The organism is Alysiella sp. (genome assembly GCF_030525755.1).
Taxonomy (GTDB): domain Bacteria; phylum Pseudomonadota; class Gammaproteobacteria; order Burkholderiales; family Neisseriaceae; genus Simonsiella.
Genome location: NZ_JAUNEC010000001.1, coordinates 12,341 through 36,875, shown reverse-complemented (window position 1 = coordinate 36,875; position 24,535 = coordinate 12,341). Strand labels below are relative to the sequence as shown.

Sequence of the window (24,535 nt, the reverse complement as noted above, 5' to 3'; positions counted from 1 at the left end):
TCCACACCAATTAAAATATTTTCAATAAATTGTTTTTAAAGGAAAATAATATGAATGAAAACCATGACATACCGTTTACCTACGGTCAAGAAGACGACATTGAAGTGGAGCTGGCGAGCGCATGGGAACGCATTGCCGCTGCCTTGTTAAACAATATTTTTACTTTTCTGGCTTCATTGCCATTAATAGGTGGTTTAGGCTGGGCAGTATGGCAATCATTTCAAGAAAATAATTTGGAAGAAATCAGTTGGGCAAGTTTGGACACGCCTGCACAAACCGAAATGGTATTGGGTTGGTTCAGCCACCCCCTGTTTTGGCTTGGTTTATTGATACTGCTGATTTACGGCATTGTGCAATGCGTGTTCATGAGCCGTGATGGTCAATCCATTGGCAAAAAATTATTGAATTTAAAAGTAATTAAACAAGACGGCAGCGAAGCAGGTTTTGTAGGCGTGGTTTTACTGCGTGAAATTGTGTTCAATATTGGCTGTGGTGTGTTGGTGGGCATTTTTGCTGCCTTATTGCAAATGGACGATGCAATGGCAAATGCGCTGACTTATGCACCCACTTTAATTTGTGCAATTATGCTGTTTACCGCTGCTGAAAAACGCACGCTACAAGATTGGATTGCGGGAACAGTCGTAGTTAAATTACCGCCAAAACACAAAGTAAAACGCTGATGAACAGACTTTAAAACAATTTGGCATTTGTGGCTCATCTCGCGTATAACTGTCCATAATCTCAAACTTGCCAAGTTAGGTCGGATACTGGTATCCGATATTTTCTGATGAAAACACAAGGTTTGTTGGATACAAGTATCCAGCCCAAACGGTATCCAATTGAAGAACTTGGCAAGTCTACGCCTCTCCCCACAAGCAAGAAAGGGAACAAAACGAGAGTCATGTACACATGGTACATCGGGTATTGACAACGCGGTACGATTTGTATTGAAACACCCAATAAAATGGGTTTAACAAAGATTTCAGGTTGCCTGAAAAGCGGTTTCGGCGGGTGTAACTTTCCCTTCTTGCATCATCAAAACACGGTCAAAACGGCTTGCCAGCTCATCATCATGCGTAACCACCACCAAAGCCGTACCCAATTCCGCTTTCAATTCCAGCATCATTTCCAGCACTTTCAAGGCATTTTTGCGGTCTAGATTACCAGTTGGTTCATCTGCCAGCAAACATTTAGGTTGATTGACCAGCGCACGCGCAATTGCAGCACGTTGGCGTTCACCACCTGATAATTCAGTAGGACGATGTTGCATGCGTTCTTTTAAACCGACTTTTTCCAACATATTGGCAGCACATTCTGCCGCTTGTTTTTTGGACATTCTGCCAATTAATAATGGCATCATCACGTTTTCCAATGCGGTAAATTCAGCAAGCAAATGGTGGAATTGATACACAAAACCCAAATGTTCATTGCGTAATTTGCCCAATTTGGCTTGGTTTAATGTGGCAATATCTTGTCCCATCAATTTGATGCTGCCTGAACTGGGGATATCCAAACCACCGAGTAAATGCAACAAAGTAGATTTACCGCTGCCCGATGCGCCGATGATGCTGACACTTTCGCCAGCAGTAATGCTAAAATCCAAGTTTCGCAACACTTCAACGCACAAACCACCATCTTGGTAGGATTTGCCAACTTGCAGACATTCAATAACGTGATTATTCATAACGCAATGCCTCCGCAGGTTGCGTGCGCGATGCACTCCAACTTGGGTAAAGGGTTGCCAAGAAAGACAAAGTCAGCGAGATGCACACCGTGCCAATGACATCGGCTGCCTGAATATCGCTGGGTAAGTGATTGATGAAATACACTTGTGAAGCAACAAGTTGTCGCCCTGCTACTTCTTCAATCCATGCTACGACCGCCCCAATTTTGGCAGCAGCAATCAAACCCACAATCGTGCCTGCCAATGTACCAAGTGTCCCCGCTACCATACCTTGCACCACAAAAATCTTCATCACACCCGCAGGCGACAAGCCCAAAGTTCGTAAAATGGCGATGTCGGCTTGTTTTTCCTTAACCACCATAACCAAAGACGACACCAAGTTGAACACCGCAACCAAAATGATGCACGCCAACAATAAAGTGAGCAAGCGTTTTTCCATTTCTACAGCATTAAAATAACTGCGGTTATTGTCTGTCCAGTTGTGTGTCCAAATATCTTGTTGTAGGCTTTCAGGCAGCAAGTTTGCCATGATTTCTGGGGCATTTTGTGGGTCGCGCAAACGCAAGCGCAAGGGGGTCTCTGCTTCGCTGATGCGATACAATTTTTGTGCATCGGTCAGATGTGTGAGAGCCATTGCACGATCGGCTTCGTCTACACCTGTTTTCACGATACCCACCACATTAAATTGTTTCAAACGCGGCACCACACCAGCAGGCGTAACATTGCCTTCGGGCGTAATAACGGTTACTTGCCCCCCCACTTCTGCACCCAAATCGTTTGCCAACGCCGCACCCAAAATGATGTCAAACTCATCTTCACGCAAATTCTCAAATTTGCCGACCACCATTTTATTGGCGTAGTCCACCACCTGTTTTTCGTTTTCAGGCAGTACACCGCGCACTTGCACACCGCGCACTTCACCTGAATTGGCAAGCAGTGCTTGCCCAGCCACAAAAGGCGCAGTAGCAAGCACTTCTGGTTTGCCGTCAATGATTTTGCGCAAATCACGCCACGTTTTGCCTTCTTCTGGCATCATGTAGCCCATTTCGGCATGTGGCGCAATGTTCAATAATTGTGCGCGAATGTCTTTTTGAAAGCCATTAACCACCGACATCACCAAAATCAATACTGCCACACCAATGGCAATACCCAAAATAGAAATGATGGAGATGAAGGACACAAAGCCACTGCGCTTTTTGGCGCGTAAATAACGCAAGCCTATCCAAGTTTCTAATGTCATATTTTTCACATCAATGGTTTTCAGGCAGCCTGAAACTTTAAGCTGCCTGAAACGTGTTTTGATTACAATACTTTCACAATGCTTTCACACAAATAACGGATATTGGCTTCGGTAATGCCTGCCACATTGATGCGACCGCTGCGAACCGCATAAATGGCAAATTCATCACGCAATCTGTCCACTTGTTCAGGCGTTAAACCCGAAAACGAAAACATACCGTTTTGCTGGATAATGAAATCAAAGTCTTGTTTTGCACCACATTCTTTAAGCAAATCGACAAATTTTTGGCGCATTGTTTTGATGCGAGAACGCATTTCGTCTAATTCGGCAATCCATTGTGCTTTCAATTCAGCATCTTGCAATACCAACGCAATCGTTGAACCACCGTGTGAAGCAGGGTTGGAATACAAGGTACGAATGATGGTTTTAACTTGGCTGAATGCACGGTTTGCCGTATCTTCATCGGCTGCAACCACCGTAAACGCACCTACACGCTCATTGTACATGCCAAAATTTTTGGAATAAGAGCTGGCAACCAATAGTTCAGGATTGTGTTTCAAAAATGCGCGTAAACCATAGGCATCTTCTTCCAAACCATTGGCAAAGCCTTGATAAGCGAAGTCAAACAAGGGTAACCAACCTTTTTCAGCAGACATTTTTGCCAATGTGTCCCATTGTTCAGGCGTAGGGTCAATGCCTGTTGGATTGTGGCAGCAACCGTGCAACAACACCACATCGCCTTGTTGTGCTTGGCTTAAATCTGCAATCAAGCCGTCCCAATCCAAACCATGTGTGGCTTTATTGTAATAACGGTAATCGCAGATATTGAGACCGACCGCTTGGAAAATGGCATTGTGATTGGGCCATGTTGGGGCAGAAATCCACACATTTTGCGCGTTGGTTTGGCGTTTTACAAATTCAGCCGCAACACGCAACGCACCTGTACCACCTAAACTTTGTGCTGTTTTGGCACGTTTGTTGGCGATGACTTCGTGGTCTGCGCCAAACAACAATGCCTGTGTCGCCGCGTTGTATGCTGCTACGCCATCAATCGTCAAATAATTTTTGGTATTTTCACTTGCCAATAAGCGTGTTTCAGCAGCTTTAACTGCTTGCAAAATCGGCGTTTGACCTTGCGCGTCTTTGTACACGCCAATGCCCAAATTCACTTTTTCTGTGCGTGTTTCGGCTTTGAAGGCTTCGCCTAAACCCAAAATCGGGTCGGCAGGTGCAGCTTGAATTTTATCAAAAAACATGATTGAGACTTTCCTTGTAGTAAAAAATGCAATAAACAAAAAACTTTTGCTTTATACTGCCAAGCTTTTAGACTGGCAAGGGTTTCAAGCAAGAAAATGCAAATTATTGTTTTTTTGTTTGACAGGCATCAAATGGGTTTTCAGGCAGCTTTTCAAAGCTGCGTGGGGAATGATAAGACTGCCTGAAACCACCTTCTATAATCTCAAAATGAAAAAAGCACTACGGCGTTGCCCATACCCTTATGTTTGGCTCTCATTGTTGCCTTGTATTGCTTTTTCACTTATGCGACTGTACTTTGAATGATATAAAACAGAAAGGCAATTCACATGAACATCATCAAACCTTCATTAACCGTCATAGTATTAAGCAGCGCATTGTTTCAGGCAGCCTTTGCCGAGAATTTGCATTATAACTTGGTTAAATTCAGCGAAAGCGCAAGCGTTCTCGTATCCAACGACACCATGAGCGTGGTTCTGCGCATTACCGAAAATGCCAAATCACGCGTTCAAGCAGCCGATTCGGTAACACGGCGCGTAAATGCGATATTGGCGCGTGCCAAAGCCAATAAATCGTTTAAAGTGGAAAGTGGCAATCGTCAAGCCTATCCCGAATATGGCGAAAATCGCCGCATTGTATCATGGTCAGATAGCGCGGAAATCCGAATTGAAAGTCAAGACTTTGCGGCATTGAATCAACTGATTGCCGACAGCCAAAATGATGCCGAAATCAACAATATGGCGTTTTTTGTGTCGCCCGAAAAACACGCCCAAGCGGTTGAACAAGCATCAGAAAAAGCCTTACGCGCGTTCAAATATCGTGCAGAAAAGGTGGGAAAAATCTTGGGCTTGGGGCAGCACAAAATTGTGGAAATCACGCTAAATCAGTCATTTGAAAACATGGAAAACGATGCGATTGCACCAGCTACAATGATGTCTTCAATGAAAATGGTGCGCAGCACACCTGTGATGCAAACCAGCACGGGCAATACACAAATCCGTCAAACCGTACACGGTTCGGTGCAATTCTTTTAACACCAACCCAAGATAAAAATAACCATTTGTTTTAAAAAAATTTAAGGCTGCCTGAAAGATTTTCAGGCAGCCTATTCTTCACAACCAACCTTGCTGCCTGAACGACAATACTTCCTGCGCGCCCACAATTAAATGGTCGCTCAATTCCATGTCCAACAAAGCTAAAGCCGCACGCAATTTGCTGGTAAAACGGTGGTCTTCATGCGAGGGCATCAAGCTGCCTGTTGGGTGATTGTGGGCAAATACCACACGTACCGCATGATGTTGCAAAGCACGTTTAACCATTTCTCTGATGTAAACCGTGTGTTCGTCCACCGTACCACGTGCAATTTCTTCACAAGCAAGTAACTGATTTTGGGCATTTAAAAACACCACCATCGCCACTTCTACTTTTTCGCGTCCAATCAATAAACGCAAGTAATCGCCCAAAGTTTGTGGATTATCAAATACAGGGCGGCGATGCAATTCTTCATACAACACGCGCCTACCGATTTCCAAAACTGCGGCAAACTGTGCATACGCTGCGCTGCCCATACCTTTATGTTGCGACAATTCAGCACGCGAAGCATTCATCACACCACCCAAACCGCCATAATGTTGCAACAAAGACCGTGCCAAATCCACCGCACTCATACCTTGCGTGCCAATCCGCAACAAAACCGCCAACAATTCAGCATCACTCAATGCCGCCGCACCGCGTTCCAATAATTTTTCGCGCGGTCGCTCGCCTTCTGGCCAATCTTTGATGCTCATTAGGTTTATTCTCCTTAAATTGGTTTTATAACCGACAATTATGTTTTCAGGCAGCCCAAAAACAAAGCCCAAATCAAAAATACGCAATTTCGCTTATAATCACGTTTCTGCTTATCTAACTCAACTGAATGATGCAAAAACACTTTCAAAAAGCCCTAGACAGCGTTGTCCCACAAACGCTTTATGTGGTTGCCACACCAATTGGCAATCTCGCCGACATCACTTTACGCGCTTTGGCAGTATTACAAAAAGTGGATTTAGTGTGTGCCGAAGACACACGCGTATCGGCACAGCTGCTTGCCGCCTATGGCATACAAGCTAAACTCATCAGCGTGCGCGAACACAATGAACAACAAATGGCAGACAAAATCATCGCAGCCTTACAGAATGGACAAAGTGTGGCGCAAATTTCCGATGCAGGTACACCAGCCGTGTGCGACCCAGGTGCCAAACTGGTGGCACGTGTGCGAGCGGCAGGTTTTGCCATTGTGCCAATAGTAGGGGCAAGTGCAGTAATGGCAGCATTAAGCGTAGCAGGCATTGCCGAAGCACATTTTTATTTTCACGGCTTCCTGCCACCCAAATCAGGCGAGCGCCTGAAACTGTTCCAAACTTGGCAACACGCCGATTATCCCATTATCGCTTTTGAAACACCCCATCGCATTACCGCCACATTAAACGATATGGCAAACGTGTTACCACATAAAAACATCATGTTGGCACGCGAAATCAGCAAAACTTTTGAAACCTTTCTTTCAGGCAGCATTCACGAAATCCAAACCATTTTGCAACAAGACAACAATCAATCGCGTGGCGAAATGGTTTTGGTTTTGTATCCCGATGTTGCAGAAAAAACCACCATGCTGCCTGAAAGCACACAAAACATTGTTAAAATCCTCGCCACCGATTTGCCCACCAAGCAAGCCGCAGAATTAGCAGCCCAAATCACAGGGGAGAGCAAAAAAGAACTGTATCAGTTGGCACTGCATTTCAAAAACACCAACCATTGAGTAAACCATGATAGGCTTATTGATTATCACACACGAAACTTTGGGTGTGGCTTATACCCAGTTGGCGCAACACATTTTCCCACACATGAATTTTGACCACATTCGTCTACTCAACGTGGAAAACACCGATGACCACGAAAACATCATCGCGCGCGCTCACGCCATGCTGCCTGAAATCAATCGCGGCAAAGGCGTGTTGATTTTAACCGATATTTTTGGTGCAACACCGTGTAACGCCGCCATGAAAATGGTTGTGCCACAACAATCTGCCATGATGAGTGGCTTAAATGCCCCCATGTTGATTAAAGCACTCACTTATTCTACCCAAGCCGATGATTTACATGATTTTGTTGCGCAAGTCAAACAAGCTGGCATCAATGGCATTATGGCATTTATGGAATGATTTTTCAGGCAGCCTAAAAGCAAAAATATGAAACAAACAATACAAGAAAAACTCAAAGAAATCAGCCAACAAAACCAACTGCATTTTTGCATGTTGCCGAAAGTGGCAGTCGCGCTTGGGGCTTTGCATCGCCCGATAGCGATTACGATGTCCGTGCCATTTACATTTCGCCCAGCGATGTTTATTTGAGCATAGGCGAACACAAAGACACGTTTGAATACATTGAAAATCAATGGTTTGATGTGGGAGGCTGGGACATTCACAAAGCCCTATCTTTACTGCGAAAAAGCAATGCTGTGTTATTGGAATGGCTACAATCGCCAACAGTTTATCAACAAGACGATGATTTTGTGAAACAATTAAATGACATTGTGCCGCAATATGTTCAAACAGCCCCTTTGTTGCACCATTATCGCGGCATTGCCCACAATGCTTTGAAAGATTTGGATTTGCAAAACGAAATTCGGCTAAAAAAATGGTTTTATGTGTTGCGTCCTTTATTGGCAGCGCGTTGGGCTGTGTTGCATGGTGGTGTGCCGCCTATGGTGTTGCGCGATTTAATGAGCGATTGGCAAACCACACATCATCAAGAAATATTTGATTTAATTGAATTAAAATCAAATCAAGACGAACAATATCGCCATATTTTAAGTGCCAACTTGCGCCATTTAACACAGCAATTGATTGATGAAGTGGCACAACTTTCGCCCCCTGTCATATCATCGCCAGCCATTGAGCCTTTAAACCAATTGTTTCGCGCCACTTTAAAACGCTGCGAACAAACCGTTTTTCAGGCAGCCTGAAAGGCACATCATGCCACCATTGAGCCTACACGATTTGCATCATCAAAATCTGATTTTATTGGAAAGCGTTGCAGGCAGCCGCGCCTACGGTCTTGCCACGCCCCAATCCGATTGGGACATCAAAGGCGTGTTTTATCTGCCGCCCGAACGCTTTTTTGGTTTGGACTACACACCACAAATCGCCAATGAAAGCAACGACATCGTTTATTATGAATTGGGGCGATTTGTGGAATTGCTGCTCGCCAGCAATCCACACGCTTTGGAATTGCTCGCATCGCCCCAAGATTGCCTGCGCCAACGCGCACCGATTATGGATAAATTGCTGATTGAATGGTTTGTTTCGCAAGCGTGTCGCCAAAGTTTCGCGGGTTATGCACTGGGGCAAATCAAAAAAGCGCGTGGCTTAAACAAAAAAATTGCCAACCCCATGTCGGCAGAGAAAAAAAACGTTGCGGATTTTTGCTACATCATTCAAGGTGGTGGCTCAATCCCCCTGCAAAAATGGCTCAATCAACACAACAGGCAGCCTGAAAAAATCGGTTTGAGTGAAGTGCCACACGCACGCAATCTGTTTGCCGTATTTTATGATGCAGACGGCTCGCGTCATTATCAAGGCATTACACAAAAAAACACGGCAAACAATCTGACATTAAGCCGCATTGCACCCAACGATGAACCTGTGGCACATTTGTCTTTCAATCAAGATGGATACAGCAGCCATTGCCGCGAATATGCGTCTTATTGGCAATGGGTTGCCGAACGCAATGAAACACGCTATCAAAACAATCAATCGCATGGCGGCGGCTACGATACCAAAAACATGATGCACACTTTCCGCCTGCTACAAATGGCACGCGATATTGCCACACATGGTGAAATTCGCGTGCGCCGCAGCAATCGCGATGAATTATTGGCAATCAAAAATGGTTGTTTTGATTATGAAACACTGTTGCAGCAAGCCGAAAGTTTAATGCAAGAAATTGACGATTTATTTGTCCAAAATCCGTGTGGGCTGCCTGAAAATGTGCATCGCGCGGCTGCTGAAAATGCCTTGATTGAAATGCGTTGCGATTTGTATCGCACCCATTTTCAAGCAGCCTGAAAAACCACCCACATTCAAAATCAATAAGGAAAACAATCATGCAAAGCCAAACCGTTCAAATCATCAACAAATTGGGTTTACACGCACGCGCGTCCAGCAAATTCACGCAAACCGCCGCACAATTCCAAAGCGAAGTGTGGGTATCGCGCAATGGCAAACGGGTAAACGGCAAAAGCATCATGGGCTTGATGATGCTCGCTGCCGCCCAAGGCACCGAAATTGAAATTGAAACCCAAGGCACAGACGAAATCGCCGCCATGCAAGCCCTAGTTGATTTGGTGGGCGATTATTTTGGCGAAGGGGAATAAAATGATTGTGTTACACGGCTATGCGGCAGGTAAAGGCATTGCCATTGGACGGGCGCATTTGGTGGTGCGCGGCGTGTCGGAAGTGCCACAATATCATCTGCATGAAAATGAAATTGCAAGCGAAATCAATCGCTTTGAAACCGCCATCAAAGCCACACGCAAACAGTTGGAGCAGCTACGCAGTGCCATTCCCGAAAACGCCCCCACCGAATTGGGCGCGTTCATTTCCCTGCATTTGATGTTGCTGACCGATGTAACCCTATCGCGCGAACCCATTGATATTTTGGAAGAACAAGCCATCAATGCCGAATGGGCTTTGAAAATCCAAACCGACCGTTTGAGCCAACAATTTGATGAAATTGACGATGAATATTTGCGCCAACGCAAACAAGATATGCTCCAAGTGGTTGAGCGCATTCAAAAAAACTTGGTCGGCAAAAGCACCGAAATCGTACTGGACGCCAATTTGCTGGACGACACCATACTCATCGCCCACGATTTGTCGCCTGCCGACACGGTCTATTTCAAAGACCAACGCATTGAAGGTTTTGTTACCGACATCGGTGGCAGCACCAGCCACACCGCCATTTTGGGACGCAGCCTGAATATTCCGTCTGTGATTGGCGTGGGCAATGCGCGGCAACTCATCAGCGAACACGAATGGGTGATTGTGGACGGCATAGGCGGTGTACTCATCATCAATCCCGATGAAATTGTGTTGTCAGAATACCGCCGCCGTTTGAAAGCCTTTCGCAGTCGGCAAAGGGCTTTGAACAAACTGAAAAAAACCGCCGCCACCACCGCCGATGGCGAAGAAATTGAACTGCTCGCCAACATTGAAAGCGCAGACGACATCAAAGCCCTGCACAATTTGGGCGCAGACGGTGTGGGTTTGTTGCGTACCGAATTTTTGTATCTCAACCGCGACACGCTGCCCGAAGAAGAAGAGTTGTATCAAGTGTACAGCGACATTGCCAAAAAATTGAAAGGCAAGCCGCTCACAATCCGCACGGTGGATTTGGGCGTGGACAAAAATCCGCGCTGGTTTGGCAACAACGGCACGCCCAACGCTGCCTTAAACCCTGCTTTGGGCTTGACGGGCATTCGTTTGTGCCACGCCGAACCTGTGATGTTTCGCACCCAAATGCGGGCGATTTTGCGCGCTGCCGTGCATGGCAAAATCCGCATGATGTTCCCGATGATAGCCAGTTTATCCGAATTAAAACAAAGCCTTGTTCATTTAGAAACCGCCAAAAAACAGCTTACCGAACGCGGCGAACCTTTTGCCGAAGTGGACGTGGGCTGCATGATAGAAATCCCATCGGCAGCCTTAACCGTATCCAGTTTATTGAAATGGGTGGATTTTGTTTCCATCGGCACCAACGATTTGATTCAATACACCCTTTCGGTGGACAGGAGCGATGACGCGGTCAGCCATTTGTATCAGCCAGCGCACCCTGCTGTGATTAAATTGCTCTCACACATCATACGCACCGCCAATCGCGTGGGCAAAGGCGTTTCATTGTGTGGCGAAATGGCAGGCGACACCACCTACACGCGCCTGCTGTTGGGTTTGGGATTGAGAAAATTTTCAATGAACATCAATAATTTACTTGATGTAAAAGACGTGATTTTGCGCAGCGACACCGAAGATTTGGAAAACGACATCATCAAAATCGTCCGCAACGAAGACCCCGATAAAACCGATGCTTTACTGAAAAAATTGAATGAGATGAACAGAACCGAAACACATCAGGCTGCCTGAAACGCACACCACGAAACAGGAAAAAACATGAGCAATATGTATGCCATACACCGCCATTTGGCGACCGAATTGGACAACCGTTTGGCATTGTTACGCCAAATACCCAAACAGATTGTGGTATATGGTGCAGATGGCGCGTGCAGCCGCACATTGTTGGCAGCGCGTTATCCACAAGCCTTGTTGCAAGAATACGATGCGCGTGCTGCGGCATTGGTGGCATCGCAATCACACAGTCAAAGCAGTTGGTTGGCTAAATTAAAGGGCAAAAAAGTAACGCAATATGAACAAGATTGGCTTGCCCCTTTACCCGAAGCACAAGCGGATATGTTGTGGGCAAATTTGAGTTTAATGCAATCGGCAAGCATTGTGCCTGTATTAGAAAATTGGGCGCGTGCTTTGAAAACAGACGGTACACTGTTTTTCACGCATTTGGGGCGAGACAGCCTGCCTGAAATCCATGCACTTTTGCAGGCGAACGGTGTATCGGCAACTGCACCTACTTGGGTAGACATGCACGATTTGGCAGATATGTTGTTTCACAATGGTTTTTATGACCCTGTAGTGGACACTTTTGAATTGCGTTTGGTTTATCAAACGGGCGCAACTTTGTTGGCAGATTTGGATACTTTGGGCATTTGGCAGGCTTTACTGCCTGAAAATCCTGCTGTGGTGCGTGAAATTGTGGCAAAAAATGCCGATAAAATCATGGAATTGACTTTGCAAACGGTGTTTGGTCATGCCATCAAAAAATTGATGCTGCCTGAAAATGAACAATTGGTGCGGTTTATGCCTCGTGCCAAGTAGTGCGTGTTTTTCAGGCAGCCTAAAACCTGCTGTGTACGCGCGTTGATTGAGCAATAAAAACAAGCTTTACCCCTGATTTGCCAAGTTCTCCGTATGAGGGGACAAGCACTACTCTATGTAAATTATTTATTTTTATGATGCTTTAGTTTTCTTACCCAGAATCCGCGTTTCCCTAATGGGCATTTTTGGGCATTTTCAATCCCAATTCTTTAATGAAACTGTTTTCGTCCAATGATTTAACCGTGATTGCCACACCGCCAATAATAATGCGGTCACCTGCTACAGGAACATCGCCAAAACGCCGTCTGAACAGTTGTGCCAAGGTCAAATTGCTTTCTTCTGCTTCCATTTTTAAACCATAAGCCAATGCTAAATCGCCTACTTTGGCATCAGGATTGACCACAAATTCGCCATAAAATTCCTGTTCATCGTGGTTGTGGCTGCCTGAAAACTGTTCAGCAAACGCATTGCCCAAATTTTCAGGCAACACATACCAAGCAATGTCGTCTCTTTGCATTTGGGTTACCATGTTCACGGTTTGCATTTTGCCATCGCGTACCAAAGCAAATAAATGGCTGCCTGAAAAATCATGGGCGCGTGTCATGGCATGTGGGTGACTGTGTTCGGCTTCTGAATTGGCAGCAACTTGAAACGATTGCAAAGTAAGCAAGAGATTTTTGTCCAACCAAATTTCACGGCTGTCCAGCGGCTCTGGTTTAGGTGGCAAAACCATGCCCAGTTTTTTGGCGAAAAACGGTATGGTTGTGCCTTGAATGAGCAAAGAAAGTATGACCACAGCAAAAGCAACGTTAAACAGCAATTCTGCTTGTGGCACACCACTCATCAAAGGCATGATTGCCAAAGTTACGGGTACAGCACCGCGTAAACCCACCCAACTGATATACAAAAACTCTTTGCGTGAATAACGAAACCATTTAATAGAAGAATACACCGCCAATGGGCGTGCCACGAAAATCAGGAAAGCAGCAATGACCAAAGCTGGTACAGCTTGTTCCAGCAATTTAGACGGCGCAACCAACAACCCCAACACCACAAACATACTGGCTTGTGCCAACCATGCCAAGCCGTCCATGACGTTTAAAACGTGTTCGGTGGAAGAGTTACGGGCATTGCCCACCATCACGCCTGCCAAGTACACCGCCAAAAAACCGCTGCCTCCCAGTAAATTACAAGTAGCAAATACCAAAAGTCCGCCAGAAGCAATCATTAAAGCATACAAACCTTCTGCCAAGCGAATGTGCGCCAAAAGCAATGCCATGATTTTGCCTGCTGCAATACCAAAAATCAGCCCCAAACCCAATTGTTGTACCAACATGAGAAAGGCAGATGTGGCAGTGGTGTGTTCAGGCTGCATAATCAGGCTAATTAACACCGTTACCAACAAAATCGCCATTGGGTCGTTCAAACCACTTTCTAATTCCAAAGTAGCTTGAATACGTGGATGCAAACGCACACCGCTGTTTCGCAGCAAGGAAAATACGGCAGCTGCATCGGTTGAACCGACAATAGCCGCCATCAATAAACCCAGTTTCCAATCAATGTCCAGAAAAAATGTGGCAAAAATGCCGAGTAAACTCACGCTGGCAAGCACTCCCCATGTTGCCAAAATCGCCGCAGGTTTCAATGCAATACGAAAAGTGTGGAATTGGGTACGCAAACCACCGTCCAGCAAAATCAAAGCCAAAGCGATTTGGCTGACAAAGGTTGCACCCAAATAACTGTTGAATTTAATGCCACCCAAACCTTCTTCACCTGCCAAGATGCCCACACCCAAAAAAGCCAGCAACAAAGGCATACCCAAACGTGCCGAAATGCGGCTTACCAATACGCTGACAAACAGCAAAATACCCATGACAAGATACAGAAGATTCAAATTATCCATAACACCAAAAACTTTCTTTTCAGGCAACTTAACCAGCACACAATAAAACTTAAATTTAAAAGGCTGCCTGAAAAAGCAAACAATTCAAAATATTGAAAAAATTGCTTTGGATTGTAGCACAAGTTTACCTAAATGCCGTTTTCGTCAAGCAAAGTCAAGTAAAAATGAATCAATGATGTGCACCAATAAAAACAACGGTGTGTACTGTGGTGCTTGTGAGACCAGACTGCTTTTCAGTACAATAAACCGTTTTGGATTGACAAGTTTGAACGCAGGAGAAGCACCATGGCTGATGCCAAACGCCCCAGTACCTATCAACGCATCATTGATGCCAGTTTGCAACTGTTTAATGAACATGGCGAACGCACCATCAGCACCAACCACATTGCCCAGCATTTGAGTATGAGTCCTGGTAATTTGTATTACCATTTTGCCAATAAAGACGAAATCATTATGCAACTCTTCAAACGCTATTCCGAAACCATGCATCGCTATCTCATGCAAACCAAGCTGCCTGAAAGCGTTTCCAAAACAGTAGGTTATGCCTTTGGTTTATATGATATTTTGTGGCACTACCGCTTTTTATTCAGCGATGTGAACACTTTATTGGTACGCAGTGCGGCATTATTGGGCGAACACCACGATTTTACGCGCATTCGCATTGCGCCATTATTGGTTAAATTATTACAACAATTGGCAGACAATGGCGTGATTGTAATTGATGAAATCGGTGTGCGTGATTTATCGGTCAATATGTGGTTGATTACCAAATACTGGTTTGAATTTGACCATTCACTGCCTGAACGTGCCACCAGCGAACAACAAGCCAAAGCCAGAGGTGTGTATCGCACATTAAGCCTGCTGCGCCCGTATATTGACCCAACACATTTACCTGAATTTGACCAAATGGTCAAAGGTATGGACACTTAACCCTGATACAGGCTGCCTGAAAACCTTTTTCAGGCAGCCTGTATATCATTTTTAATTCATGACAATTAAGAAATCAAAAACATGAAAAACATTGGTTTATTTGGTGGCACATTTGACCCCATACACAAAGGACATTTACACATTGCACAAGCCTTTATGCAAAAAGTTCAACCTGATACATTGGTTTTCCTGCCCGCAGGCAACCCGTATCACAAAAATACACCCCATGTCTCCGCCTCACACCGTCTAGCCATGCTGGAAATCGCGATTGCCGATGAACCCAAGTTTGCTGTAAGCGATTTGGACATCATACGCGAAGGTGCAACCTACGCGATTGATACGGTCCATATTTTCAGGCAGCATTATCCTCATGCACAACTTTGGTACTTAATGGGCATGGACAGTTTATTGCAACTGCACACTTGGAAAAATTGGACGACACTGGTCAAACAGGTACACATTGCCGTTGCCACTCGCCCAAATCAATCCTTTCAAAAAGCACCATCTCAACTGCACACTTGGTTGGGCAATGCCTTACATGACGGCAGTTTACTGATTTTAGATGCCCATGAAAATCCCACATCGTCCACTCAAATTCGTACCGACATTCAGACAGGCAAAATACCACACAATATGCTGCCTGAAAAAGTGGCACATTATATTCAGCAACATAGTTTGTATAACACCAAGCAGGATTCATAAGAATAAATTTATAAAACACATTCTTATGGAAAACCGCAAATCTAACTAATAATGTCAAACTGTGTTTCAAGCAGCCTAAACAAGATTATGATAACCGCTCGGTGCTGCCTGAAAATTACCTATCCCCAATAACCAGCTCAAATCCATAAAAAAAGCACACATCGGTTAAGATGTGTGCCAAAGTCTACAAAGGAGAAATAGAGGAGAAACACTCAACCGCTGTCGCGATTGAATGGTTGTATTATGTACTTTTACTTCAAATTTGTCAAACCATTTGAAATTTATTTTGTGTAAAACTCGGTCAATACAATTTGACTTTATTGCTGTTTTTATTAAGATTATGCTCATACAAAATAACAATAGGCTTTGTTATGGTATACCAAATTGTAATTTAGCTTCATTCATACCCAACTCTGGCAAATAAACTGCGTGATTCTAATGTAATAATCCGCTGATTTTGTAATTTCAATCAAGGACACAATATGAACATTTACCTTGTCCGACACGGGCAAACCGAATACAACCTTGCAGGACGCATACAAGGTTGGTGCGATTCGCCACTTACTGAAACAGGCAAAGCAGGTGCAGTTGAAATGGGAAAACGTTTGGCACAGGCAAAAATTGTATTTGATGCGGCTTTTTGCAGCACTTCACCACGCACCCACCACACAGCTAAATTGATTTTGCAACACACAGGACAAAAGGATTTACCGATTACACCGATTGCCGAGTTACGCGAATACCATTTTGGCGCATTTGAGGGCAAAATAGGCAACGAATTGCATGATTTATTAGCAAAAAAACGCGGCTTTGCCACCACTGAACAATGGTTACACGCCTACCGAAACGGCAGCCGCAATCTGCTTGCCGAAATTTTGCCACAGCTTGACCCAAACGGCACAGCAGAAAGCGAAACCGCATTTTTACAACGTTTGCAACATGGTTTACACCAAGTCATTGGACAAAATCGTCCAGATGCACGCGTTTTAGTGGTGTCGCATGGCATGGCAATCGCGGCTTTGGTCAAAGCGATTGCGCCCGATGCCACGCGCTACATCAGCCCACCCAATGCCAGCGCAACCTTATTGCATTTTGATGTTTTACGCGGTTTGCAACTGATTGGCGAGATAGGTGGTGCAATTTGATAATTTGACACAGCAATGCTAAACTGTGTCATCTCATTTTTCGCAAAATACGATGGACGATTCCGAACAGCGATGCTGTTGCATCATCAAAAGGCTGCCTGAAAACAATGTCATGTGTTTTTCAGGCAGCCTTTTGGTGCGTTTTATAAAGACAAAAAGGTAAACACAAATGGATTTAAGCTGGCTTGCTGAACCACAAACTTGGATAGGTTTTACCACTTTGCTGATTTTGGAAGTGGTTTTGGGCATAGACAATTTGGTTTTTGTAGCGATTTTGGCAAACAAAGTCAAACCCAGCTTGCGCGATAAAGCACGTTTAATGGGTTTAGGTTTAGCGGTGGTCTTGCGGATTGTGATGCTTTATTTCATGGCACGCATCATGTTGCTCAAAGAGCCACTTTTCCATTTTGGCGCACATGGTGTATCGGGCAAAGATTTAATCATGCTTTTGGGCGGTCTGTTTTTGCTTTACAAAGCCACCACCGAATTGCATGAACGTTTGGAAGGTGCAAACCAATTTCACGTTGTGGACGCACACAAAAAACACACGTCTTTTGTCGCTGTTGTTGGGCAAATTTTGGTGTTGGACGCGGTGTTTTCCATAGACAGCGTGATTACCGCTGCTGCGATGGTGGAACACATTCAAGTGGCGATGGCTGCCGTCATCATCGCCATGATTGTGATGATTGCCGCCAGCAAACCGCTTACCGACTTTGTGGATAAGCACCCAACTGTTGTCATGCTGTGTTTGGGTTTCTTGCTGATGATTGGTTTCAGTCTCATTGCCGAAGCCTTTCATTTTCACATTCCCAAAGGCTATCTATATGCCGCAATTGGTTTTTCCATTGTGATTGAAGTATTCAACCAAATTTCACAAAAAAACATCAAACGCAAAGATTACACAGGCAGCTCATGGCGACAACGCACCGCTGAAAATGTCTTGGGCATGATGGGCATACGCGAAACCCTATTGGCACGCGAAGGCAACACCAATGAACAAAAAAGTGGCAGCCATTTTGAAGCCAATGAAAAAGCCATGATACGCAGCGTTTTAACTCTGGCAGAACGCCCCATTTTCGGCATCATGATTCCACGCAGCGACATTGAAAAATTGGACATTTCACAAAACAAAGAAGAACAAAAAAAACGCTTAATGGCATCACCCTATTCCCGAATGCTGGTCATTGGCAAAGCAGGCGTGGACGAACCTTTGGGCTACATCAACAAAAAAGACTTGTTGCCCCAACTCTTACAAAACGGCGAATACAACATTCAGGCAGCCTTAAAACAGCCCTTAATGCTGCCTGAAAGCGCAACCGCATTGATGGCGATAGAATTGTTCCGTAAACACAGCGCCGATTACGCACTGGTGGTGGACGAATTTGGCGCGATTTTGGGGTTGGTAACCATGAAAGATTTATTAGAAACCATTGCAGGCGAGTTTCCCGAAGAATTTGAACGCAAAGAAGAACCCGCCATGCAAGAAAACGCCGATGACAGCTTAACCGTAGATGGCGCATTGGAATACGTTGAGCTGGCACCCCAACTGGGTTTACCTGCCCTACCCGAAGATGCCGATTACCATACAGTAGCAGGTTTAGTTTTGGAAGAAATGGGCGATTTACCAGAAGTAGGCGAAGGCGTGGATTTTGGTGCTTGGCATTTTGAAGTATTGGAAAAAACAGGACACAAAATTGAGCGCGTGAAAATCAGTAGGCTGCCTGAAATAAGCTAAACGGCAAGCTACTGCCTTAACCCAAATTGCAAAATTTACTGTAACTTAATCCCCATGCTTGTGTCCTAAATAGTCGCAGAATTGAAAAGCAATACACGACAGATGTTGTGCCTTGTACTGCTTTTTCAAATTTTGTAAAGTAGTGAAAGGCTGCCTGAAAGCCCATTCACAACAAATGGGTGTTTTCAGGCAGCCTGTTTGAGATTTTGAAAAACATCAAATGCGCATCGGCATCACAATGTATTTGAAATTCACATCATTGGGCATGGTAAACAAAGTGGAACGGTTGGCATCGCCAAAAGCAATTTGTATGTCTTCGCATCCCAATGCACGCAGTACGTCCATCAAATAACTGATGTTGAAACCCGCTTCCAATTCGCTGCCATCATAGGCGATTTCCAATTCTTCTTGAGCTTCTTCTTGCTCATTGTTGCTGCACAAAATCCGCAATAATCCAGGAGCAAGTTGCAAACGTGCGCCACGAAATTTCTCATTTGCCAAAATGGCAGAACGCTCTAATGCACCCAATAACGCCAAACGATTAATCAGGAAAATTTTATCGTTGTCCATCGGAATCACGCGGTTGTAATCGGGAAATTTACCGTCAATGATTTTGCTGACAATCACGGTGTCATTGCAACGGAAACGCACTTGGTTTTCCAGCAATTCAATGTGAATCATGTCTTTAGGGCTGGTCAACAGTTTATTCAATTCCAACACGGTTTTGCGTGGCAAAATCACTTCCTGCTTGGGTAAATTGGCTTCAATCGGCGAAGCGGCAAATGCCAAACGATGCCCATCGGTTGCCACTAAACGAAGCTGGTCGCCTTCCACCTGCATCAATAAACCATTGAGGTAATAACGAATATCCTGTACTGCCATGCTGTATTGCACTTGGGCAATCATGTTTTTAAAACGCTCTTGCTCAATGGCAAACACGGTTTGTGTGGCATCGGCAACATTCATGGTTGGAAAATCTTCAGCAGGCAAAGTCTGCAAATTAAAACGCGATTTGCCTGCTTTTAAGGTCAAACGGTTGTCGGCATAGTCAAATGACACAGGCGTATTGGCATCAGGCAAAGCGCGTAAAATGTCTTGCAATTTTTTGGCATTGGTAGTTAAACGAAAATCACCCGATTCATTGGCTGGACCTTGTGTGTGGATTTGGATTTCAAGGTCGGTTGCCAAAATATCGGTTTGACCATTTTGACTTTCAATCAAAACATTCGCCAAAATGGGTAAAGTATGTTTGCGCTCTACAATGCCTGTTACAGCTTGCAAGGGTTTGAGCAAGGTATCGCGCGTGGTTTGCAGAATGAGCATGGCTTATCCTTATAAATATCTTTGAAAATTTAAAATGAACTTATTGTAGTGTATTTTATTGGCTGCCTGAAAGATTTTATTTCAGGCAGCCTTTGAACTGATGACCATTTAATGTCGGATTAAAATCAATAATTCATTGTAATCGCGTTGCCATTCAGCTTCACTTTCACACAATTCTGTAATGGTTTTAATGGCATGCATCACGGTAGTATGGTCGCGCCCACCAAAAGCATCGCCAATCGCTGGCAAACTTAAATTCGTTAATTCTTTGGTTAAAGTCATCGCCATTTGGCGCGGACGTGCAATGTTTCGGCTGCGTTTTTTGCCCAAAATATCGCGTATGCTGATGTGGTAACGGTCGGCAACGGTTTTCATGATGAGTTCCACCGTTATCGGTTTGTAATTACTGGCAATGATGTCGCTCAATGTGATTTCTACCAACTCTTTGGTAATGCGACTGTGCTTTTCAAACATACACTTGGCTTTAACACGATTGAACGCGCCTTCCAATTCACGCACACTTTGTTTCACATTTTGGGCAATCAACAACGCCGCATCATCGTCCAAGTCAATGCCCGCACTTTGCGCCTTACGTTCCAAAATCGCCACACGCATCTCGGTTTCAGGAGGCTCAATCGGTAAAGTCATACCCCATGAAAAACGCGAAATCAGGCGTTCTTCCATGTCTTCCAATTTAGTGGGCAACTTGTCGCAAGTTAAAATAATTTGCTGTTTTCTTTGATAAAAATGCTCAAACAGAAAGAAAAATTCTTCCATTGTGCGTTCTTTGCCCGCAATAAATTGAATATCGTCAATAATCAACAAATCGTAGTTCAGATACTGCTGCTTGAAAATGTCCCACGTTTTATTGCGCACCGTATTCATCAAGTTTTTCAAATACTCATCAGAATGAATGTAACGCACACGCGCTTTGGGATTCAGGTGCAACAATTCATTGGCAATCGCCTGAACCAAATGGGTTTTCCCCAAACCCGTACTACCATAAACAAAAAAGGGATTGTAAGTTGCATCACCTGGTTTTTCCGCAATCGTTCGCGCCACCATAACAGGCAACTGATTGCCCTTACCTACCACCAAAGTCTCAAAAGTTTGTTCTTCGGTTAAACCCGTTTGTTCAAAACGTTTACTTTGTTCGTCTTGCAAACGCGCGCTTTCAATCGCAGTCAGTGGCGGTTCAGATTTTGTCGTTTCACTTACGCTTAAAGACTGCTCTGCTCGCGCGGGGCGTAAATTGTTCAAACGCGCCGCCAAAATGTCTTGCGCACTGTTTTTTGGAGTTTTACTGGACAAATCCTGTTTCAATTCAGTCATTTCAGGCAGCCTTTCATCGGGTATATCAGAACGTATTAGGCTGCCTGAAACATCAATAGCCGAATAATGTTGCCCCATACCTGCTTTAAACACAATTTCAGGTGCATCAGGTGCAATCATGACACGCGCTGCATAAATCTTGTTCGCATACTGCGAACGAATCAAATTGGTGGCAAACTGATTTTTGGCATACACCACCCATACCCCGTTTTCTTCACCCACCGTCAAGGGTGCAATCGCCGATTGGAACTGCTGCTCACTCAATTCAGCAGACAAAAGTGTCAGGCACTGTGGCCAAAATTCAGCTAGGTTCATGTGATGCTCATCAAAACAAAAATAACCACACAAGGCGGCATTGTTAATTCAGGTAATACAAACGAATTATAACGATAAAGTCCATTTTCAGCCATGTATTTTGTGGATAAGTAAATTGTTAAATGACATTTTATCCACAACCCCACATTATGCTGCCTGAAAGGCAGCATAATACCCATACAACAAATCAGATTGACAAACAAGCAAAAAACAGGTTTAATCACATGTTTATTTTTCCATTCTCACTATTTTAGGATAAGCATCATGAAACGCACTTACCAACCCTCCGTTACCAAACGCAAACGCACACACGGCTTCTTGGTTCGCTCTAAAACACGCGGTGGTCGCGCAGTATTGGCTGCACGCCGTGCCAAAGGTCGCAAACGCTTGTCTGTATAAATTGGACAACAGTTTTGGCAAATCCCATCGCCTTTTAAAAACGGAAGAATTTTCTTCCGTTTTTGCACTTCGTAAACAACGTTCACGCGTTTTTTTACAAGTTCTGCGACTGGAAAACAACGCCTGTGGTCATGCCCGACTGGGCTTGGTGGTCAGCAAAAAAGCTGCCAAACGTGCCAACCGCCGCAACTACATGAAACGGGTTATCCGCGATTGGTTTCGGCGGCATCGTCATATTTTACCGCCACATGATTTTGTGGTACGCGTGCGCCAAGCCTTTGATGACACACAATACACACAAGCCTGCGAAGAATTGGCACAAATGATGTTGCCAAACACACACAATTCAAATTCATGATTGCCATATTGAGGTTTCAAGCAGCCTGAAAGATGATGAAATTATGTTTCGTAAATGGTTAATTAGACTATTCCGTTTTTATCAACTCGCCATCAGCCCGCTTATTCCACCACGTTGTCGCTATGTGCCAACGTGTTCACAATATGCGATTGAAGCAGTTCAAAAATACGGTGCATGCAAAGGCGTGGGGCTAACTGCAAAACGTTTGTGTCGCTGTCATCCTTGGGGCGGCAGCGGTTATGACCCAGTGCCATAATGAAACTGAACACACACTTTAATCATTGAAGTTTTAAGTGAAATTCTGGTTTCAGGCAGCCTGAAAGTTGTATTCATACAACAATATATAGTAGAGTCAATTTAAATCAGGACAAGGCGACAGCAACCGCTGTGTACACCGAGTACCTAAAGGAGCTGGTAGAACTGTACTGTTTAAATTGAATTCACCATAAATTGTATTTTTATGCCATAACCAAACAGAAAGTACGCTATGGATTTCAAAAGAATGCTGACGGTTTTTGCACTGTCTGCGCTGATTTTAATTGGCTGGGAAGCTTTGTTTCCCACACCCAAAGCACAACCCCAAACCACATCACAACAAACTGCCTCCGTTCAGGCAGCTACATCATCACCATTGGGCGAAACCACGCCCATTACCGTACAAACCAATGCTTTGGATGCAATTATTGATGAAAAAAGTGGCGATTTACGGGGCTTAACTTTACGCCAATACAATGCCACGACTGATGAAAGCAAGAATTTTGTTTTGTTATCAGACGGCAAACCATTGACCTACATCGCTCAATCACAACTGATTGACGAAAATGGTAAAAATTTGCTAGACGGTGTGAGTTTTACTGCCGCACAAAAAAAACATACCGTACAAGGCGACAAAGTGGAAGTACGTTTGTCCGCCCCCGAACACAATGGCTTGCAAGTGGACAAAGTGTACACTTTTAACCAAGATAGCTATTTGATGAATGTGCGCTTTGACGTTAAAAACACAGGCAGCAGCGCACGCAAAATTGGCACCAGCTACAACATTGTGCGCGACAACAGTGCACCAGAAGGCGAAGGCTGGTTCATGCACAGCTACAACGGCCCTGTGGTTTACACACCCGACAGCGGCGAGTTTGAAAAAGTGCCATACGGCGATTTAGATGACGACTTCCAATCAGGTAAATCCGAAGCCGAATACCAGCGCAAAGCCACGGGCGGTTATGTGGGCATGATTCAGCATTATTTTGTGTCATCATGGATTATGCAGCCTGAAAATGGCGAAAATCTGTGCGCCAACAACATATGTACCATAGACATCAAACGCCGCAACGATAATTTATACAGCGCAGGTGTAAACGTTCCCGCCACCGAATTAGCCGCAGGCAGTAGCCAAACTTTCTCCGCCAATTTGTATGCAGGGCCACAAGTTACGCGCATTTTGGAAACCGTATCACCCGAATTTGAATTGACCAAAGACTACGGTCGTGTCCATATTTTTGCCGCGCCTTTATTTGCCTTACTCAACTGGCTGCATGGTCTGGTAGGCAACTGGGGTTGGGCAATTATTCTTTTAACCGTGATTGTCAAAGCCGTATTGTATCCATTGAACGATAAAGCCTATAAATCTATGGCAAAAATGCGTGCTGTCGCCCCAAAATTGGAAGCCATCAAGAAAAAATACCCCAATCCAGAAGACCGCATGGCATTGCAACAAGCCATGATGCAGCTTTATCGTGATGAAAAAATCAACCCATTGGGTGGCTGTTTGCCCATGTTGGTGCAAATGCCGATTTTCATTGGTCTGTACTGGATGATTTTCCTGTCAGTAGAATTGCGTCAAGCCCCTTGGTTAGGTTGGATTAGCGATTTAAGTCGCCCTGACCCATTCTTCATCTTGCCCATTTTGATGGCAGCAACCATGTGGTTCCAAACCACACTCAACCCGCCACCAACAGACCCAATGCAAGCACAGATGATGAAAATCATGCCTTTGATGTTCTCCATCATGTTCTTCTTCTTCCCAGCAGGTTTGGTGTTGTACTATGTCATCAACAATATTTTGACGATTGCACAACAATGGCACATCAACCGCCAAGCCAAAGCGGCAGTAGCGGCTGGTTCAGTAGAAATATTGGATAAATCCGAGCCAAATAAAACGGGCAAAAAGAAAAAATAATTCAACAAAGGCTGCCTGAAAAGTTTCAGGCAGCCTTTATTATGAATGATGCTCATCACA

Annotated in this window: 25 protein-coding genes; 18 read left to right on the top strand and 7 right to left on the bottom strand. The window is 44.6% G+C overall.

Annotated elements, in window-relative coordinates; genetic code table 11:
• The first annotated feature begins 50 nt into the window (after positions 1-50).
• Entirely contained in the window at positions 51-680 is a 630-nt protein-coding gene (locus tag Q4B82_RS00185) for an RDD family protein (protein WP_303064402.1), read from the top strand.
• 302 nt (positions 681-982) lie between these two features.
• Here the strand turns inward: Q4B82_RS00185 and lolD are convergent, their stop codons facing one another.
• The 3 genes from lolD to Q4B82_RS00170 all read right to left on the bottom strand — a co-directional run bounded on the left by lolD (position 983) and on the right by Q4B82_RS00170 (position 4,180).
• Positions 983-1,684 (bottom strand): lipoprotein-releasing ABC transporter ATP-binding protein LolD, encoded by a 702-nt coding sequence (gene lolD, locus Q4B82_RS00180; RefSeq protein WP_303064401.1) that lies wholly within the window; start codon positions 1,682-1,684, stop codon positions 983-985.
• Positions 1,677-2,924 (bottom strand): lipoprotein-releasing ABC transporter permease subunit, encoded by a 1,248-nt coding sequence (locus Q4B82_RS00175; protein ID WP_303064400.1) that lies wholly within the window; start codon positions 2,922-2,924, stop codon positions 1,677-1,679. Before Q4B82_RS00175 ends, lolD begins: the two co-directional genes overlap by 8 nt.
• 62 nt (positions 2,925-2,986) lie before the next feature.
• Positions 2,987-4,180, bottom strand: a complete 1,194-nt coding sequence (locus Q4B82_RS00170) for an amino acid aminotransferase (RefSeq protein ID WP_303064399.1) — start codon at positions 4,178-4,180, stop codon at positions 2,987-2,989.
• Here Q4B82_RS00170 and Q4B82_RS00165 point away from each other — a divergent pair.
• Positions 4,179-4,484: a hypothetical protein gene (locus Q4B82_RS00165; RefSeq protein WP_303064398.1), complete on the top strand. Its 306-nt coding sequence runs from the start codon at positions 4,179-4,181 to the stop codon at positions 4,482-4,484. The genes Q4B82_RS00170 and Q4B82_RS00165 overlap by 2 nt on opposite strands.
• A gap of 23 nt (positions 4,485-4,507) precedes the next feature.
• Positions 4,508-5,212, top strand: coding sequence for an SIMPL domain-containing protein (locus tag Q4B82_RS00160; protein ID WP_303064397.1), 705 nt, complete (start codon positions 4,508-4,510; stop codon positions 5,210-5,212).
• 78 nt (positions 5,213-5,290) lie between these two features.
• Here the strand turns inward: Q4B82_RS00160 and radC are convergent, their stop codons facing one another.
• A complete protein-coding gene (gene radC / locus Q4B82_RS00155; RefSeq protein ID WP_303064396.1) occupies positions 5,291-5,965 on the bottom strand; it encodes a DNA repair protein RadC in 675 nt (224 codons plus the stop codon).
• A gap of 128 nt (positions 5,966-6,093) precedes the next feature.
• Here radC and rsmI point away from each other — a divergent pair, with 128 nt between their 5' ends.
• The 7 genes from rsmI (at position 6,094) to Q4B82_RS00120 (ending at position 12,160) form a co-directional block, all read left to right on the top strand.
• Positions 6,094-6,975 (top strand): 16S rRNA (cytidine(1402)-2'-O)-methyltransferase, encoded by an 882-nt coding sequence (rsmI, locus tag Q4B82_RS00150; RefSeq protein ID WP_303064395.1) that lies wholly within the window; start codon positions 6,094-6,096, stop codon positions 6,973-6,975.
• Positions 6,976-6,982: 7 nt separating this feature from the next.
• On the top strand, positions 6,983-7,378 hold the full coding sequence (locus tag Q4B82_RS00145) for a PTS sugar transporter subunit IIA (protein ID WP_303064394.1): 396 nt from the start codon (positions 6,983-6,985) through the stop codon (positions 7,376-7,378).
• 86 nt (positions 7,379-7,464) lie between these two features.
• Positions 7,465-8,181, top strand: a complete 717-nt coding sequence (locus tag Q4B82_RS00140) for a nucleotidyltransferase domain-containing protein (protein WP_303064393.1) — start codon at positions 7,465-7,467, stop codon at positions 8,179-8,181.
• Between the two features lie 10 nt (positions 8,182-8,191).
• A complete protein-coding gene (locus Q4B82_RS00135) occupies positions 8,192-9,283 on the top strand; it encodes a nucleotidyltransferase domain-containing protein (protein ID WP_303064392.1) in 1,092 nt (363 codons plus the stop codon).
• Between the two features lie 38 nt (positions 9,284-9,321).
• Positions 9,322-9,591: an HPr family phosphocarrier protein gene (locus Q4B82_RS00130; RefSeq protein ID WP_303064391.1), complete on the top strand. Its 270-nt coding sequence runs from the start codon at positions 9,322-9,324 to the stop codon at positions 9,589-9,591.
• Between the two features lies 1 nt (position 9,592).
• The gene (ptsP, locus tag Q4B82_RS00125) at positions 9,593-11,356 is read left to right on the top strand and encodes a phosphoenolpyruvate--protein phosphotransferase (protein ID WP_303064390.1); all 1,764 of its coding nucleotides are present in this window, start codon (positions 9,593-9,595) and stop codon (positions 11,354-11,356) included.
• A gap of 27 nt (positions 11,357-11,383) precedes the next feature.
• The gene (locus tag Q4B82_RS00120; protein ID WP_303064389.1) at positions 11,384-12,160 is read left to right on the top strand and encodes a class I SAM-dependent methyltransferase; all 777 of its coding nucleotides are present in this window, start codon (positions 11,384-11,386) and stop codon (positions 12,158-12,160) included.
• Between the two features lie 172 nt (positions 12,161-12,332).
• On the opposite strand, the gene Q4B82_RS00115 is transcribed toward Q4B82_RS00120, so the two are convergent.
• Positions 12,333-14,063: a potassium/proton antiporter gene (locus tag Q4B82_RS00115; protein WP_303064388.1), complete on the bottom strand. Its 1,731-nt coding sequence runs from the start codon at positions 14,061-14,063 to the stop codon at positions 12,333-12,335.
• A 285-nt stretch (positions 14,064-14,348) separates the two neighbouring features.
• On the opposite strand from Q4B82_RS00115, the gene Q4B82_RS00110 reads away from it, so the two are divergent.
• From Q4B82_RS00110 to Q4B82_RS00095, 4 genes are all read left to right on the top strand, one after another.
• Positions 14,349-14,993 (top strand): TetR/AcrR family transcriptional regulator, encoded by a 645-nt coding sequence (locus Q4B82_RS00110; RefSeq protein WP_303064387.1) that lies wholly within the window; start codon positions 14,349-14,351, stop codon positions 14,991-14,993.
• A gap of 81 nt (positions 14,994-15,074) precedes the next feature.
• A complete protein-coding gene (gene nadD, locus Q4B82_RS00105) occupies positions 15,075-15,695 on the top strand; it encodes a nicotinate (nicotinamide) nucleotide adenylyltransferase (protein WP_303064386.1) in 621 nt (206 codons plus the stop codon).
• 482 nt (positions 15,696-16,177) lie between these two features.
• Positions 16,178-16,840, top strand: a complete 663-nt coding sequence (locus tag Q4B82_RS00100) for a histidine phosphatase family protein (RefSeq protein WP_303064385.1) — start codon at positions 16,178-16,180, stop codon at positions 16,838-16,840.
• Between the two features lie 169 nt (positions 16,841-17,009).
• Positions 17,010-18,575 (top strand): TerC family protein, encoded by a 1,566-nt coding sequence (locus Q4B82_RS00095; RefSeq protein WP_303064384.1) that lies wholly within the window; start codon positions 17,010-17,012, stop codon positions 18,573-18,575.
• Between the two features lie 216 nt (positions 18,576-18,791).
• On the opposite strand, the gene dnaN is transcribed toward Q4B82_RS00095, so the two are convergent.
• Together dnaN and dnaA are read right to left on the bottom strand one after the other, a co-directional pair.
• Complete coding sequence (dnaN, locus tag Q4B82_RS00090) at positions 18,792-19,898, bottom strand: DNA polymerase III subunit beta (RefSeq protein WP_303064383.1); 1,107 nt, start codon at positions 19,896-19,898, stop codon at positions 18,792-18,794.
• A 108-nt stretch (positions 19,899-20,006) separates the two neighbouring features.
• Entirely contained in the window at positions 20,007-21,545 is a 1,539-nt protein-coding gene (gene dnaA / locus Q4B82_RS00085) for a chromosomal replication initiator protein DnaA (RefSeq protein ID WP_303064381.1), read from the bottom strand.
• 264 nt (positions 21,546-21,809) lie between these two features.
• Between dnaA and rpmH the strand changes: the two genes are divergently transcribed.
• From rpmH to yidC, 4 genes are all read left to right on the top strand, one after another.
• On the top strand, positions 21,810-21,944 hold the full coding sequence (gene rpmH / locus Q4B82_RS00080; protein ID WP_135036567.1) for a 50S ribosomal protein L34: 135 nt from the start codon (positions 21,810-21,812) through the stop codon (positions 21,942-21,944).
• A gap of 1 nt (position 21,945) precedes the next feature.
• Entirely contained in the window at positions 21,946-22,302 is a 357-nt protein-coding gene (gene rnpA / locus Q4B82_RS00075) for a ribonuclease P protein component (protein WP_303064499.1), read from the top strand.
• 43 nt (positions 22,303-22,345) lie between these two features.
• Positions 22,346-22,558 (top strand): membrane protein insertion efficiency factor YidD, encoded by a 213-nt coding sequence (gene yidD / locus Q4B82_RS00070; protein ID WP_303064380.1) that lies wholly within the window; start codon positions 22,346-22,348, stop codon positions 22,556-22,558.
• 231 nt (positions 22,559-22,789) lie between these two features.
• Complete coding sequence (gene yidC / locus Q4B82_RS00065; RefSeq protein WP_303064379.1) at positions 22,790-24,475, top strand: membrane protein insertase YidC; 1,686 nt, start codon at positions 22,790-22,792, stop codon at positions 24,473-24,475.
• Positions 24,476-24,535: the final 60 nt, after the last annotated feature.

Excerpts from the sequence above, each read along its gene's own strand:
- Q4B82_RS00160 (WP_303064397.1), top strand. The coding sequence starts at position 4,508 with ATGAACATCATCAAACCTTCATTAACCGTCATAGTATTAAGCAGCGCA.
- Q4B82_RS00185 (WP_303064402.1), top strand. The coding sequence starts at position 51 with ATGAATGAAAACCATGACATACCGTTTACCTACGGTCAAGAAGACGAC.
- ptsP (WP_303064390.1), top strand. The coding sequence starts at position 9,593 with ATGATTGTGTTACACGGCTATGCGGCAGGTAAAGGCATTGCCATTGGA.
- Q4B82_RS00110 (WP_303064387.1), top strand. The coding sequence starts at position 14,349 with ATGGCTGATGCCAAACGCCCCAGTACCTATCAACGCATCATTGATGCC.
- yidD (WP_303064380.1), top strand. The coding sequence starts at position 22,346 with ATGTTTCGTAAATGGTTAATTAGACTATTCCGTTTTTATCAACTCGCC.
- rsmI (WP_303064395.1), top strand. The coding sequence starts at position 6,094 with ATGATGCAAAAACACTTTCAAAAAGCCCTAGACAGCGTTGTCCCACAA.
- dnaN (WP_303064383.1), bottom strand. The coding sequence starts at position 19,898 with ATGCTCATTCTGCAAACCACGCGCGATACCTTGCTCAAACCCTTGCAA.
- Q4B82_RS00135 (WP_303064392.1), top strand. The coding sequence starts at position 8,192 with ATGCCACCATTGAGCCTACACGATTTGCATCATCAAAATCTGATTTTA.
- yidC (WP_303064379.1), top strand. The coding sequence starts at position 22,790 with ATGGATTTCAAAAGAATGCTGACGGTTTTTGCACTGTCTGCGCTGATT.
- Q4B82_RS00145 (WP_303064394.1), top strand. The coding sequence starts at position 6,983 with ATGATAGGCTTATTGATTATCACACACGAAACTTTGGGTGTGGCTTAT.
- Q4B82_RS00115 (WP_303064388.1), bottom strand. The coding sequence starts at position 14,063 with ATGGATAATTTGAATCTTCTGTATCTTGTCATGGGTATTTTGCTGTTT.
- dnaA (WP_303064381.1), bottom strand. The coding sequence starts at position 21,545 with ATGAACCTAGCTGAATTTTGGCCACAGTGCCTGACACTTTTGTCTGCT.
- radC (WP_303064396.1), bottom strand. The coding sequence starts at position 5,965 with ATGAGCATCAAAGATTGGCCAGAAGGCGAGCGACCGCGCGAAAAATTA.
- Q4B82_RS00165 (WP_303064398.1), top strand. The coding sequence starts at position 4,179 with ATGATTGAGACTTTCCTTGTAGTAAAAAATGCAATAAACAAAAAACTT.
- lolD (WP_303064401.1), bottom strand. The coding sequence starts at position 1,684 with ATGAATAATCACGTTATTGAATGTCTGCAAGTTGGCAAATCCTACCAA.
- Q4B82_RS00170 (WP_303064399.1), bottom strand. The coding sequence starts at position 4,180 with ATGTTTTTTGATAAAATTCAAGCTGCACCTGCCGACCCGATTTTGGGT.
- Q4B82_RS00095 (WP_303064384.1), top strand. The coding sequence starts at position 17,010 with ATGGATTTAAGCTGGCTTGCTGAACCACAAACTTGGATAGGTTTTACC.
- Q4B82_RS00120 (WP_303064389.1), top strand. The coding sequence starts at position 11,384 with ATGAGCAATATGTATGCCATACACCGCCATTTGGCGACCGAATTGGAC.
- rpmH (WP_135036567.1), top strand. The coding sequence starts at position 21,810 with ATGAAACGCACTTACCAACCCTCCGTTACCAAACGCAAACGCACACAC.
- nadD (WP_303064386.1), top strand. The coding sequence starts at position 15,075 with ATGAAAAACATTGGTTTATTTGGTGGCACATTTGACCCCATACACAAA.
- Q4B82_RS00130 (WP_303064391.1), top strand. The coding sequence starts at position 9,322 with ATGCAAAGCCAAACCGTTCAAATCATCAACAAATTGGGTTTACACGCA.
- Q4B82_RS00175 (WP_303064400.1), bottom strand. The coding sequence starts at position 2,924 with ATGACATTAGAAACTTGGATAGGCTTGCGTTATTTACGCGCCAAAAAG.
- Q4B82_RS00100 (WP_303064385.1), top strand. The coding sequence starts at position 16,178 with ATGAACATTTACCTTGTCCGACACGGGCAAACCGAATACAACCTTGCA.